We start from the raw sequence: 11,641 nt of genomic DNA, 5'->3' as shown, positions 1-11,641 counted from the left end.
GGTCTCCTTTCGTGATGTCGAAAAGCGCTCGCAATGCTTGATCGTCAATCTTGATCAATATAATCAATCTATATGGCCGATTGGTTGGACGCGGATCAGGTTCTGGAACGGCTGGGGATCCGGCCGCAGACTCTCTACGCCTATGTCAGCCGGGGTCGGATCGAGGCCGCCGCCCATCCGCACGACCCGCGCCGCAGCCTCTACCGCGCCTCCGACGTCGCCGCCCTGGCCCAGAAGAAGGCGCGCGGCCGCCGCGCCGCCGACGTCGCCGCCGAGGCCATCGCCTGGGGCGAACCTGTGCTGCCCTCGGCCATCACCACCGTCGCAGGCGGCCGCCTCTGGTATCGCGGCCGCGACGCCGTCGAACTGGCCGAGCAGGGCCTGACCTTGGAAAACGTCGGCCGGCTGCTGCGCGGCGGCCATGGCGCGGCGCTGAAGTCGTCCCGCCGTCCGGAGCCACCGGTCGCCGACAGCGCGCGGGCGAGACTGTTCCAGACGCTGGCGGCCCGCGCTGGGCGTGAACCACCGGCCCGGGGCCGCGCGCCGCTCGCGCTCGCCATGGAAGCAGCCTACCTGCTAGAGGCCGTGGTCGACGCCGCCACCGGCCAGGCCGGCGAAGGCCCGGCCCATGCCCGTTTCGCCGCCGCCTGGGGCCTGGACGCGGCCGGGGCCGACCTTGTCCGCCGGACCCTGGCGCTGCTGGCCGACCACGAGCTGAACGCCTCGACCTTCGCTGCGCGAGTGGCGGCCTCGACCGGGGCGTCGCTATCGGCAGCTTGCCTGGCGGGGCTCTCGGCGCTGTCGGGGCCCCTGCACGGCGGCATGGCCGCGCGAGTCGAAGCCTTCGTCGAAGAGGCCGAGCGCCGCGACGCCGCCCACGCAGTGTCGGCGCGGCTGGCACGGGGCGCATCGATGCCCGGCTTCGACCATCCGCTCTATCCCGACGGCGACCCGCGCGCGGCGGCGCTGTTGGCGGCCTTCGAGGCCCCTCCCCTGCTGGCCGACCTCCGCACGACGACGGAGACTGCTACGGGGCTGTTGCCGAACATAGACTTCGCGCTGGTGACCCTGGCGCGGACGCTGAAACTACCCGCCGACGCGGCATTCATCCTGTTCGCCACCGCGAGGAGCGCCGGCTGGGCGGCGCATGCGATCGAGCAACTGCAGACGGGCCGGCTGATCCGACCCAGAGCGCGCTATGTCGGCGTCGCGCCGGAAGGCTACTCGCCCTCCTCCTCGTCATAGCCGACCAGCCGCAGCGCGCGCGCTGGCAAGCCTTCCAGCTCGCACCAGCGTTCCAGGGCCTCCTCGCGGCCGTGGGTGATCCAGACCTCGCCAGGGCGGAGCTCGCTCAACGTCCCCGTCAACTCATCCCAGTCAGCGTGATCGGACAAGATCAGCGGCAGCTCCACGCCCCGCTGCCTCGCCCTAGCCCGCACCCGCATCCACCCGGAAGCGAAGCAGTCGACCGGATCGGGGAACCGCCGCGACCAGCTGTTGGCGATGGCGCTAGGCGGGGCAATGATGATCTGGCCGGCGAAGGCCGCCTTTGGGCCGGACGACGTCGCCGGGGCCAGTGGGCCGAGCTCGACGCCATGGGCTTCGTACAGAGCGTTCAGCCGCTCCAGCGCCCCATGGACGAAAATCGGCTTGTCCCAGCCACCCTCGCGCAGCAGCTTGATCACCCGCTGCGCCTTGCCCAGCGCATAGGCCCCGACGATGTGGCAACGCTCGGGGAACTGCTCGACCGAGGCCAGCAGGCTCCTGATCTCGCCGGCGTCGTCGGGATGGCGGAAGACCGGCAGGCCGAAGGTCGCCTCGGTGATGAAGACGTCGCACGGCACGGGCTCGAACCGGGCGCAGGTCGGGTCGCGGCGGCGCTTGTAGTCGCCGGAGACCACCATGGTCAGGCCCTTCCAGCGCACCACCGCCTGGGCCGAGCCCAGCACGTGGCCGGCCGGGACCAGGGTCACTTCGACGCCATTGTGGGCGATCGTTTCGCCGTACGGGACGGCCTGGCGACGCTCGGTGAAGTCCTCGCCATAGCGGGTCGCCATGATCGCCAGGGTCTCGGGCGTGGCGGCTACCGTCCCGTGCCCGGCGCGAGCGTGATCGGCATGGCCATGGGTGATCACGGCCCGGTCCACAGGGCGGACGGGGTCGATATAGAAGTCTCCCGGCGGGCAGTAGAGGCCGTCCGGCCGGGGACAGAGAAGGTCTTCGGGCTTGATCACGTCTGGATATGACAACGCCTCAGGCGCTAAGCCTATCCACATGAGCGATCACGAGCAGACGAAACTCATCGCCACGGCGATGAACGAGGGCAGCCCGCAGGCCAAGGCGCTGGGCTTCACCACCCTGGAGATCGGCGACTCCGTCGCGATCCTCAAGGTCCCCTACCGGCCCGAGATCGTCGGCGATCCGGAGACCGGGGTCATCGCCGGAGGGGTGGTCACCACCCTGCTGGACCACGCCAGCGGCCAGGCCGTGCACGCGGCCATGGAGACCTTCACCTCGATCGCCACGCTCGATCTGCGCATCGACTACATGCGCGCCGCCGAGCCGGGGCTGGACGTCCTGGCCCGCGCCCACTGCTACAAGCTGACCCGCTCGATCGCCTTCGTCCGCGCAGTGGCGTACGACCGCGATCCGGAGGACCCCGTCGCCACCGCCCAGGCGACCTTCATGCTCGACAGCAGCGCCGGCAAGAAGCCGGGCGCCAACCTCAGGCCGCCGCGCGAGACGCGGGCCAAGACCGGGAGCGCCGGCCAATGAGCGAAGTCGACACCCGTCTGGTCTCGATGCTGGACTCCATCCCCTATGCCCGCTTCCTGGGGATCAAGGCCGAGCTGGCCGGCGACGAGATGACCGCCATCCTGCCCTTCGCCCATCACATCGTCGGCAATCCGATGCTGCCCGCCATCCACGGCGGCGTGCTGGGGGCGTTCATGGAGATGACGGCCTTGGCCCAACTGTCGGTGGCCGCGCCGATGAAGCGCCAGCCGCGCACCATCGACGTCTCGATCGAGTACCTCCGCTCGGGCCGGCCGCTGACCACCTATGCCCGCGCCAGCATCAAGAAGCTGGGCCGCCGCATCGCCAACGTCCACGTCGAGGCCTGGCAGGAGACACGATCCGCCCCCATCGCGACGATGCGGGGACTGTTCCTCGTCGCGCCTAGTGATGATTAATCGTCAGGGACCAGAACGATGGCCTCAGAGGATAATGTTTCCCGCGAAACTAAATTCCGCGACCACATTAATCCTCTGTAATGCCGATTAGGTGCGACAAAGTTTCTTAAATCGGCGTCATGAAGCATGAGTAACGTGCATTAACGAGAGTCAGCGCCTACATCTCTGGTCATCGGACGCCGCAACGGCGCCGAGACACAAAAACAGGGATCAAGACCATGACCATGAAGACCAACGCCGTCGCCGGTTTCGCCTCGCTCGTTCTGGCCGTTCTGCCGCTCGTCGTCATCGCCGGTTCGCTCGTCACGAGCTTCTAAGTGATCGCCGCGTAGACTCCGTCGGGCCGCCCGCAAGGGCCGCCTCGACGGAGATGGCGACAGACACAGCGACTAAGCTACCGAAGAATAAAGAGATTTCGCCGTCCGATGCAGGATGGCGTGGCGAGCCGCCAGACGATCGATATCCGCGTCATAGCCGCCGCCGATGACCCCGACCACGGGGATCTCAAGAGAAAGACAAGCGCCCAGGACATAGGCTTCCCGTCGCCCCAGACCGTCATCGGTCAGCGACAGGCGGCCCAGCTTGTCGTCCGCGTGCGGATCGACTCCCGCATTGAAGAAGACGATGTCCGGCCGGACGCTGCGCAGCAGCGCCGGCAGGATCTCCCCCAGCTTTTCCAGATACGCCTCGTCCCCGGTCCCGTCGGCCAGTTCGACGTCGAGATCACTGACGGCCTTGCGATGCGGGAAGTTCTTCTCTGCATGCATCGACAGCGTGAAGACGCTGGCATCGCCCTCGAAAATGCGCGCCGTGCCGTCGCCCTGGTGGACGTCGAGATCAACGACCAGGGCCTGGCCGATCGCGCCCTCCGCCAGCAGCCGCTTGGCCGCCACCGCCACGTCGTTGAACACGCAGAACCCCGCGCCACTCTCGGCCGAGGCGTGATGGCTGCCGCCCGCCGTGTTGCAGGCGATGCCGTGCTCCAAGGCCAAGCGCGCCGCCAGCAGGGTCCCGCCGGTCGCCGCCCTCGCCCGCGTGGCGACGCTGTCGGTATTGGGCATGCCGATCCGCCGGACCACCTCGGCGGGTAGCGACAGCTCGATCACGCCGCGCACATAGTCCTCGGTATGGGCCAGCCGCAGGGTCTCGACGTCGATGAACTCGGGCTTGGCAAAGCCATCCGGCCCCGGAACGCCCTCGGCCTCCAGCACCGAGGCCAGGCGCGAGAACTTGTCCATCGGGAAGCGGTGCCCGGCCGGCATCTCGGCGCGGAAGGCGGGGTGGTGGATGACGGGCGGGCTGCGGCGCATCGTCCCACGATGGGGACCCGGTTCGCCTGACGCAAGGTGACGTCTTGCGATGCAGCAAAACGAGGCTTATCGCACTGCGCCATGCAGACGACCGAGAACCTCGCCGACATCCTCGACCTCGAACCGATCGAGGTGAACCTGTTCAGGGGCGTCAGCCCGAACGACGGCTTCCCGCGCATCTTCGGCGGCCTGGTCATCGCCCAGGCCCTGCTGGCGGCCTACAAGACCGTGCCGGACCGGATCTGCCACTCGCTGCACGCCTATTTCATCCGCCCGGGCGACGTGAACGCGCCGGTGCTCTACGAGGTCGAGCGGGCCCGCGACGGCGGCACCTTCACGACCCGCCGCGTCGCCGCCATCCAGCACGGCGAGCAGATCTTCAACCTGGCCGCCTCGTTCCAGACGCCGGAAGACGGTTTCGAGCACCAGTCGGACATGCCCGACGCGCCCGATCCCGAGAGCCTGCCGACCGAGACCGAGTTCCTGAAGAGCCTGGGCGACCAGATCCATCCGAAGATGCTGGCCATTTCCGAGCGCCCGCGCCCCGTCGATGTGCGCTGGGTCGACATGCAGAACCCGGTCGCGCCGGTGAAGAAGTCGGGCACCAAGAACGTCTGGCTGCGCGCCAAGGCTCCGCTGGGCGACGATGTCCGGATGCAACAGGCCGCCCTCGCCTACGCCTCGGACATGGCGTTCATGGAAAGCGCCCTGCGCCCGCACGGCCTGATCTGGACGACGCCGGGCCTGCAGGCCGCCAGCCTGGACCACGCCATGTGGTTCCACCACCCGTTCAACTTCAACGACTGGACCCTGTTCGCCCAGGACAGCCCCAGCGCCTCGCAAGGTCGTGGCCTGGTGCGCGGCCAGATGTTCAGCCACGACGGCAAGCTGGTCGCCTCGGTCGCCCAGGAATGCCTGATGCGAGTTCGTAAGTAGCTCTAGGCGAGTTCGATCCGCGCCACGCCGGCGGCCGCCAGGCCCCGCAGCAGGGCGCTGGTCTGCATGCCGACGGTGAGCTCACCGGCCAGGGCCATGCGGATGGCCTCGGCCGCCGACACCCAGAGGGTCTCGATGCGTTCGCCGGGATCGTCCTTCGGCGCGGCCACGCGGACCACGTCTCGCACCAGGACGATGTGGGTGCGGTTGGTGTGGGTGCCGGCATTAGGCCGGCTCTCGCCGACCAGGCTGAGGGTCCCGGCGCAGCCCGTCTCTTCCAGCAGTTCACGCCCAGCCGCGGCGACCGGGTCGGTCTCGCCCGGATCCATGCCGCCGGCCGGCAGTTCGGTGGAGATGTCGCCCAGGCCGTGGCGATACTGGCGGACCAGCAGGACGTTATTGTCGGCGTCGAGCGCGACGATCTCGACCCAGTCGGGATATTCCAGGACGTAGTAAGGCGCGACCACCGCGCCCTCGTCGGTCACGCAGTCGTCGGCGCGCAGGCTGATCCAGCGGTCCTTGTGAATGTGGCGCGAGGCGGTGACCCGCCATTTTCCGTCCGACATCACCAAGGTCCTTTCGGAAATCAGTCCCGGTCGCCCAGCTCTTCGTCTTCGCCCTGGTTATCTTTTTCCGGCCCTTCCGGCTCGCCCACCAACGCGGGCGGGTCGGCCAGGATCAGGCCTTCGCCGATCTTGACCTCGGGCACGGCCGCCCGCGTGAACGGCAGGTACCAGGTCGGACCGCCCAGGTCGGGCGTGATCTCGAGGATGTCGCCGGCCCCGAAGTTCTGGACGCTCTTCACGCGGCCCAGCAGCACGTCGGTGGCGATGTGGCGGACCGACAGGCCCACCAGGTCGGTCAGGTAGAACTCGTCCTCGTCCGGGGTCGGCAGGGCCGAGCGGGGGACGTAGAGACGCAGGCCGCGCAGAGCGTCGGCGGCTTCCTTGGTCTCGACACCGGGACAGCGGCAGACGACGCCGTCCTTGGTCTTGCGGGCCGAGGCGATGGTCAGGGCGGGCGAGCCGTCCTGCCGTTTCAGCGCCTTGAAGGCCGCGATGCTCAGCGGGTCTTCGGTATAGGTCGCGATCCGCACCTCGCCGCGCACGCCGAAGCCGCCGGCCACGCGGCCGACCAGGATCAACGGATCATCGGGGGATACAGCCATCGCGCAGACAGAGTCGCGCCGCCGCCTCGGGAAGAGACGACGGCGCTGGAACCCTGATTAGCCTTCCGAGGCTTCTTCAGCCGGAGCTTCTTCGACGGCCGGAGCGGCAGCGGCGGCAGCGGCGGCTTCAGCGGCGGCGACCTTGGCGGCTTCGGCGGCTTCAGCGGCAGCGGCCTTGGCGTCGGCTTCGGCCTGGATGCGCTCTTCTTCGCGCTGGGCGCGCTCGGCGGTGCGTTCCTTGGCCTTCTTGCCCGGCTCGCCCTTTTGCGGGTTGTTGCCGTGGGTCCAGGCGACCAGGCCTTGGGCGGCCAGGAAGCGCGCGACGCGGTCGGTCGGCTGAGCGCCCTTCTTGAGCCACTCCTGGATCGACTCGACCTTCAGGGTGACGCGGTTGGCGTCGTCCTTCTTGAGGAGCGGGTTGTAGGTGCCGACCTTCTCGATGAAGCGGCCATCGCGCGGCGAGTGGCTGTCGGCGATGACGATCGAGTAGTACGGACGCTTCTTGGCGCCGCCACGGGCGAGACGGATCTTCAGCATATCGGTAGTCCTTGGTCTAAAGTTCTATTTCTTGAACGGGTTGAAGCCGGGCAGGCCCAGGCCGGAGAGAGGGTTGGGCTTGGCGTCGCCGCCGCCCCCGAGGCCCGGCAGACCGGGCAGCCCCGAGAGGCCTTGGCCCCCCGCTGCGTTGGGATCGGGCTGGGGCATCTTGCCGCCGCCCATGTTCTTCATGCGGGCCATATCACCGCCGCCCATCATGGCGGCCATGCGAGCCATGCCCTTGCCGCCGTCCTTGGACATGGCCTTGAACATGTCGGCCATCTGGCGGTGCTGCTTCAGCAGGCGGTTGACCTCGGCCACGTCGACGCCCGAACCAGCGGCGATGCGGCGCTTGCGCGAGGCCGCGAGAATGTCGGGCTTCTTGCGCTCTTCCTTGGTCATCGAGCCGATGATCGCCTGCTGGCGACGGAAGATGCTGTCGTCCACGCCGCTCTCGGCGATCTGCTTCTTGACCTTCTGGACACCGGGCAGCAGGCCCATGATGCCTTCCATGCCGCCCAGCTTCTGCATCTGACGCAGTTGAGCGGCGAGGTCGTCCAGGTCGAACTTGCCCTTGGCCAGCTTCTTGGCCATGCGCTCGGCTTCGGCCACGTCCAGGTCGGCGGCGGCCTTCTCGACCAGGGCGACGACGTCGCCCTGACCCAGGATGCGGCCGGCGACGCGGCGGGCGTCGAACACGTCCAGCTGGTCGATCTTCTCGCCGGCGCCGAGGAACTTGATCGGCAGGCCGGTGACGTGGCGCATCGACAGCGCCGCGCCGCCACGACCGTCGCCGTCCGCGCGGGTCAGGATCAGGCCCGTCAGCGGCAGGCGCTCGTGGAACGCCTTGGCGGTGCGCACGGCGTCCTGACCGGTCAGGCTGTCGGCGACCAGGATGGTCTCGGACGGCTGAGCGATGCGGGCGATTTCCGCCGCCTCGGTCATCATCGCCTCGTCCAGCGTGGTGCGGCCGGCGGTGTCGAGGATCAGGACGTCGTAGCCGCCCAGCTTTGCCGCCGTCATGGCCCGCTTGGCGATGTCCGTGGCGCTCTGGCCCGGGACGATCGGCAGGCTCTCGACCTCGACTTGCTTGGCCAGGGTCGCCAGCTGTTCCATGGCGGCCGGACGACGGGTGTCCAGCGAGGCGACCAGCACCTTCTTGCGCTCGGTCTTGGACAGACGCAGGGCCAGCTTGCCGGTGGTGGTGGTCTTGCCCGAGCCCTGCAGGCCGGCCATCAGGATGATCGACGGCGGGTTCAGCGCCAGGTTCAGGCCCGTCGGGACCTCGCCGCCCAGCATGTCGACCAGACCGTCATAGACGATCTTGACCACCTGGTCGGCCGGCTTGACCGAGCGGATGACGGCTTCGCCGGCGGCCAGTTCCTTGGCCTTGCTGATGAAGTCCTTGACGACCGGCAGGGCGACGTCGGCCTCGAGCAGGGCCACGCGGACTTCGCGCAGCGCCTCGTCGATGTCCTTCTCGGACAGCACGCCGCGACCGCCAAGACGTTCGAAGACGTCGGAAAGTCGCTCTGTAAGGCCGTCGAACATGTCGAACCCTGTTGAATACCCTGGAACGTGACGCGTCACGTTCCGACTCTTTGTCTTGCTTCGGTCTGTTCGAAGAACAGACCGGGGTCCAAACGCAATCAGCCCCCATGGACGATCACGTCGATGGGGGTCCTCGCCGTCCTCGTCCGGATGGATCCTGCGCTAACAGGCCGGGGTCGTGACGGTGGAGGCGCTGCTGATAAAGCGCCGGAAGCCGGGGCTTATGCACAGAAAAGGGCGAGGAGTCAAAGGGGGCGGCCTCCAGGGCCGCCCCGGGGGTATGGGTCAGGCCGTGCCCAGGAAGTCGCGCTTGCCGACCTCGACGCCGTTGTGGCGCAGGATCGCGTAGGCCGTGGTGATGTGGAAGAAGAAGTTCGGCATCGCCTGGCCCTGCAGATAGTCCAGGCCCTTGAAGGTGTAGGTCTCGCCGCGACGGACCAGTTGGACGTCACGGTCGTGGCCGCCTTCGAACGCGGCGACATCCAGGCCTTCGACATAGGCGATGGCGCGATCGACGCGGGCGATCAGCTCGGCGAACGAGGTCTCGACGTCGTCCCAGGCCGGAACCTCCTGCGCGGCCAGGCGCGCGGCGCCGCCCTTGGCGAAGTCGGTGGCGATCTGCACCTGGCGGATCAGCGGGAACATGTCCGGGTAGAGACGCGCCTTCAGCAGGCCTTCGGGGTCCCACTTCTTGGCCTCGACGAGGTCGGCGGCCTTGGACAGGACGCCCTTCAGACCCTTCAGGCCCTGGATGAACACGGGCACGCTGGCCTGGTGGATCGAGATCGACATGGGAAGCTCCGGGAAGACGAAGCGCCTAGATAGGCGTGTCGCGTGACGACCGAAAGCGGAACGGTTAGGCCAAGCTGTGGGTTTTACAGCCTCAGAATTCCAACCGATGAGGTTCCGCCATGAAAGTCAGTGACGCCATGACCAGCCAGGTCTCCGTCGCCCGTCCCACCGACAGCATCCGCCAGGTCGCCGAGACCATGGCCAAGGTCGATAGCGGCGTGGTGCCGATCGTCGAGAACGGCAAGGTGCTCGGCCTGGTCACCGACCGCGACATCGTCCTGCGCGTGGTCGCCGAAGGCCGCAGCTTCGACAGCGCCATCTCGGACGTGATGTCCGACGGCGATGTGCTGAGCGTAAAGGAAGACGACATCCTGGCCGACGCCACCGCCAAGATGGCCAACAACCAGGTCCGCCGCCTCGTCGTGCTCAACGACTCCGGCAACCTGACCGGCATCCTCTCGTTGGGCGACGTGGCCAAGGACTACGGCGCCAAGCAGGTCGGCAAGACCCTGGAAGAGATCTCCCAGGAGCCTGGCGACGCCGCCCACTGAAACCGTGGGTTTTATCGATTTTGATAACAATAATAAGTTGTGATATCTCTAGGTTCGCGCCATCCGAGCGCGAACCAAAAGGGAGGTATCCATGTCCAAGCTTTCCAACCTGGCCGGCGTCGCCGCGACCGTCATCGCCGGCCTCGGCTCCACCGTGGTCCTGACAGCCGCGGCTCCGGCCATGGCCGCCAGCGGCTTCCAGAACACATGCTCGAACATCTCGTTCGCCTATGATGCGTCCAGCACCGCGACGATCACGGCTATGTGCCTGAAGGCCGACGGTTCGGCGAACGGCAGCCGTCTGGTCCTGCTGGGCATCTCCAACCAGAACGGCAAGCTGGTCCTGGGCAGCGGCCCCAGCAGCTTCCAGAAGAGCTGCGGCAGCATCACGATCAACACCAGCGCCAGCGGCGCGACCTTGTCGGCCCTGTGCCGCAACTCGGGCGGCGCCGTCAGCTCCAGCAGCGTGCCGCTGAACATCGGCAACAACAACGGTAATCTCACCTACTGAGACGGCCCTGGTCGGTTCACAAAGCTTGCGACAAGAAAAGAAAAAGGGCGGCCCCGCGAGGAGCCGCCCTTCGTCATTCTAGGATCGAGGTTCGCTTAGACCAGCGAGCTGTCGATGGCCTTGCAGGCTTCCATCAGGCCCTGGACCGACGCGACCGAGGCGGCGAACATCGCCTTTTCGGCTTCGTTGGTTTCGAACTCGACGATCTTCTCGGCGCCGCCGGCGCCGATGACCACCGGCACGCCGACATACAGGCCGTCCAGGCCGTATTGGCCGGTCAGGAAGGTGGCGCACGGCAGGACGCGCTTCTTGTCCTTCAGGTACGACGTCGCCATGGCGATCGCCGATTCCGCCGGGGCGTAGAAGGCCGAGCCGGTCTTCAGCAGGGCGACGATCTCGCCGCCGCCCTTGCGGGTGCGCTCGACGATGGCGTCCAGCTTCTCTTGCGTCAGCCAGCCTTGCTTGACCAGTTCCGGCAGCGGCAGGCCGCCGACCGTCGAGTGACGGACCATCGGGACCATGTCGTCGCCGTGACCGCCCAGGGTCCAGGCGTGGATGTCTTCGACCGACACGCCGGTGGCTTCCGACAGGAAGTAGGCGAAGCGGGCCGAGTCGAGGACGCCGGCCATGCCGATGACCTTTTCCTTCGGCAGGCCCGAGAACTGCTGCAGCGCCCAGACCATCGCGTCGAGCGGGTTGGTGATGCAGATAACGAAGGCGTTCGGGGCGTGGGCCTTGATGCCTTCGCCGACGGCCTTCATGACCTTCAGGTTGATGCCCAGCAGGTCGTCGCGGCTCATGCCCGGCTTGCGCGGCACGCCGGCGGTGACGATGCAGACATCGGCGCCGGCGATGTCGGCGTAGTCGTTGGCGCCCTTCAGGGCCACGTCCTTGCCGAACACGGCCGAGGCTTCGGCGATGTCGAGCGCCTTACCCTGCGGGGTGCCTTCGGCGATGTCGAACAGGATCACGTCGCCCAGCTCTTCGCGAGCGGCGATGTGGGCCAGGGTGCCGCCGATCATGCCGGCGCCGATAAGGGCGATCTTCGCGCGAGCCATGGGGTCTCCATCAAGGCTGTGGACAGTGGAATGTCG

The 11,641-nt window shown here is 67.6% G+C and carries 15 protein-coding genes; 7 read left to right on the top strand and 8 right to left on the bottom strand.

Annotated elements, in window-relative coordinates; genetic code table 11:
- The first annotated feature begins 72 nt into the window (after positions 1-72).
- Positions 73-1,245, top strand: a complete 1,173-nt coding sequence (locus tag AC07NI_RS14480; protein WP_494620208.1) for a citrate/2-methylcitrate synthase — start codon at positions 73-75, stop codon at positions 1,243-1,245.
- Here the strand turns inward: AC07NI_RS14480 and AC07NI_RS14475 are convergent.
- Entirely contained in the window at positions 1,221-2,249 is a 1,029-nt protein-coding gene (locus tag AC07NI_RS14475; protein WP_494620206.1) for a ligase-associated DNA damage response exonuclease, read from the bottom strand. The two genes, AC07NI_RS14480 and AC07NI_RS14475, sit on opposite strands and share 25 nt — an antisense overlap.
- Before the next feature lie 25 nt (positions 2,250-2,274).
- Between AC07NI_RS14475 and AC07NI_RS14470 the strand changes: the two genes are divergently transcribed.
- From AC07NI_RS14470 to AC07NI_RS14460, 3 genes are all read left to right on the top strand, one after another.
- Positions 2,275-2,775 carry a PaaI family thioesterase gene (locus AC07NI_RS14470; RefSeq protein ID WP_494620204.1) on the top strand — a complete coding sequence of 167 codons (501 nt, stop codon included), beginning with the start codon at positions 2,275-2,277 and terminating at the stop codon, positions 2,773-2,775.
- The gene (locus AC07NI_RS14465) at positions 2,772-3,191 is read left to right on the top strand and encodes a PaaI family thioesterase (protein WP_494620202.1); all 420 of its coding nucleotides are present in this window, start codon (positions 2,772-2,774) and stop codon (positions 3,189-3,191) included. The genes AC07NI_RS14470 and AC07NI_RS14465 overlap by 4 nt, the downstream gene beginning before the upstream one ends.
- Before the next feature lie 218 nt (positions 3,192-3,409).
- The gene (locus AC07NI_RS14460; RefSeq protein WP_494620200.1) at positions 3,410-3,508 is read left to right on the top strand and encodes a hypothetical protein; all 99 of its coding nucleotides are present in this window, start codon (positions 3,410-3,412) and stop codon (positions 3,506-3,508) included.
- A gap of 72 nt (positions 3,509-3,580) precedes the next feature.
- On the opposite strand, the gene AC07NI_RS14455 is transcribed toward AC07NI_RS14460, so the two are convergent.
- Positions 3,581-4,501, bottom strand: a complete 921-nt coding sequence (locus AC07NI_RS14455; RefSeq protein WP_494620198.1) for a histone deacetylase family protein — start codon at positions 4,499-4,501, stop codon at positions 3,581-3,583.
- 81 nt (positions 4,502-4,582) lie between these two features.
- On the opposite strand from AC07NI_RS14455, the gene AC07NI_RS14450 reads away from it, so the two are divergent.
- Positions 4,583-5,437 carry an acyl-CoA thioesterase gene (locus AC07NI_RS14450; protein WP_494620196.1) on the top strand — a complete coding sequence of 285 codons (855 nt, stop codon included), beginning with the start codon at positions 4,583-4,585 and terminating at the stop codon, positions 5,435-5,437.
- Positions 5,438-5,439: 2 nt separating this feature from the next.
- On the opposite strand, the gene AC07NI_RS14445 is transcribed toward AC07NI_RS14450, so the two are convergent.
- The 5 genes from AC07NI_RS14445 to AC07NI_RS14425 form a co-directional block, all read right to left on the bottom strand.
- On the bottom strand, positions 5,440-6,003 hold the full coding sequence (locus AC07NI_RS14445; RefSeq protein WP_494620194.1) for an NUDIX hydrolase: 564 nt from the start codon (positions 6,001-6,003) through the stop codon (positions 5,440-5,442).
- A gap of 20 nt (positions 6,004-6,023) precedes the next feature.
- Entirely contained in the window at positions 6,024-6,605 is a 582-nt protein-coding gene (rimM, locus tag AC07NI_RS14440) for a ribosome maturation factor RimM (protein WP_494620192.1), read from the bottom strand.
- A 57-nt stretch (positions 6,606-6,662) separates the two neighbouring features.
- Positions 6,663-7,142 carry a 30S ribosomal protein S16 gene (rpsP, locus tag AC07NI_RS14435; RefSeq protein WP_494620190.1) on the bottom strand — a complete coding sequence of 160 codons (480 nt, stop codon included), beginning with the start codon at positions 7,140-7,142 and terminating at the stop codon, positions 6,663-6,665.
- Positions 7,143-7,166: 24 nt separating this feature from the next.
- Positions 7,167-8,693: a signal recognition particle protein gene (gene ffh / locus AC07NI_RS14430; protein WP_494620188.1), complete on the bottom strand. Its 1,527-nt coding sequence runs from the start codon at positions 8,691-8,693 to the stop codon at positions 7,167-7,169.
- Between the two features lie 285 nt (positions 8,694-8,978).
- Positions 8,979-9,485, bottom strand: coding sequence for a DUF1993 domain-containing protein (locus tag AC07NI_RS14425; RefSeq protein ID WP_494620186.1), 507 nt, complete (start codon positions 9,483-9,485; stop codon positions 8,979-8,981).
- A gap of 119 nt (positions 9,486-9,604) precedes the next feature.
- Here AC07NI_RS14425 and AC07NI_RS14420 point away from each other — a divergent pair, with 119 nt between their 5' ends.
- Together AC07NI_RS14420 and AC07NI_RS14415 are read left to right on the top strand one after the other, a co-directional pair.
- The gene (locus AC07NI_RS14420) at positions 9,605-10,036 is read left to right on the top strand and encodes a CBS domain-containing protein (protein WP_494620184.1); all 432 of its coding nucleotides are present in this window, start codon (positions 9,605-9,607) and stop codon (positions 10,034-10,036) included.
- A 91-nt stretch (positions 10,037-10,127) separates the two neighbouring features.
- The gene (locus AC07NI_RS14415) at positions 10,128-10,547 is read left to right on the top strand and encodes a CVNH domain-containing protein (RefSeq protein ID WP_494620182.1); all 420 of its coding nucleotides are present in this window, start codon (positions 10,128-10,130) and stop codon (positions 10,545-10,547) included.
- A 95-nt stretch (positions 10,548-10,642) separates the two neighbouring features.
- Here AC07NI_RS14415 and mdh read toward each other — a convergent pair whose 3' ends face one another.
- Positions 10,643-11,605 (bottom strand): malate dehydrogenase, encoded by a 963-nt coding sequence (gene mdh, locus AC07NI_RS14410; protein WP_494620180.1) that lies wholly within the window; start codon positions 11,603-11,605, stop codon positions 10,643-10,645.
- Positions 11,606-11,641 lie beyond the last annotated feature (36 nt).

It is taken from the genome of Caulobacter sp. GW821-FHT10E02 (genome assembly GCF_059415225.1).
This window is presented reverse-complemented; position numbering and strand designations above follow the sequence as displayed.

Excerpts from the sequence above, each read along its gene's own strand:
- AC07NI_RS14425 (WP_494620186.1), bottom strand. The coding sequence starts at position 9,485 with ATGTCGATCTCGATCCACCAGGCCAGCGTGCCCGTGTTCATCCAGGGC.
- AC07NI_RS14415 (WP_494620182.1), top strand. The coding sequence starts at position 10,128 with ATGTCCAAGCTTTCCAACCTGGCCGGCGTCGCCGCGACCGTCATCGCC.
- ffh (WP_494620188.1), bottom strand. The coding sequence starts at position 8,693 with ATGTTCGACGGCCTTACAGAGCGACTTTCCGACGTCTTCGAACGTCTT.
- AC07NI_RS14450 (WP_494620196.1), top strand. The coding sequence starts at position 4,583 with ATGCAGACGACCGAGAACCTCGCCGACATCCTCGACCTCGAACCGATC.
- AC07NI_RS14470 (WP_494620204.1), top strand. The coding sequence starts at position 2,275 with ATGAGCGATCACGAGCAGACGAAACTCATCGCCACGGCGATGAACGAG.
- AC07NI_RS14460 (WP_494620200.1), top strand. The coding sequence starts at position 3,410 with ATGACCATGAAGACCAACGCCGTCGCCGGTTTCGCCTCGCTCGTTCTG.
- AC07NI_RS14445 (WP_494620194.1), bottom strand. The coding sequence starts at position 6,003 with ATGTCGGACGGAAAATGGCGGGTCACCGCCTCGCGCCACATTCACAAG.
- mdh (WP_494620180.1), bottom strand. The coding sequence starts at position 11,605 with ATGGCTCGCGCGAAGATCGCCCTTATCGGCGCCGGCATGATCGGCGGC.
- rpsP (WP_494620190.1), bottom strand. The coding sequence starts at position 7,142 with ATGCTGAAGATCCGTCTCGCCCGTGGCGGCGCCAAGAAGCGTCCGTAC.
- AC07NI_RS14420 (WP_494620184.1), top strand. The coding sequence starts at position 9,605 with ATGAAAGTCAGTGACGCCATGACCAGCCAGGTCTCCGTCGCCCGTCCC.
- AC07NI_RS14465 (WP_494620202.1), top strand. The coding sequence starts at position 2,772 with ATGAGCGAAGTCGACACCCGTCTGGTCTCGATGCTGGACTCCATCCCC.
- AC07NI_RS14455 (WP_494620198.1), bottom strand. The coding sequence starts at position 4,501 with ATGCGCCGCAGCCCGCCCGTCATCCACCACCCCGCCTTCCGCGCCGAG.
- AC07NI_RS14480 (WP_494620208.1), top strand. The coding sequence starts at position 73 with ATGGCCGATTGGTTGGACGCGGATCAGGTTCTGGAACGGCTGGGGATC.
- rimM (WP_494620192.1), bottom strand. The coding sequence starts at position 6,605 with ATGGCTGTATCCCCCGATGATCCGTTGATCCTGGTCGGCCGCGTGGCC.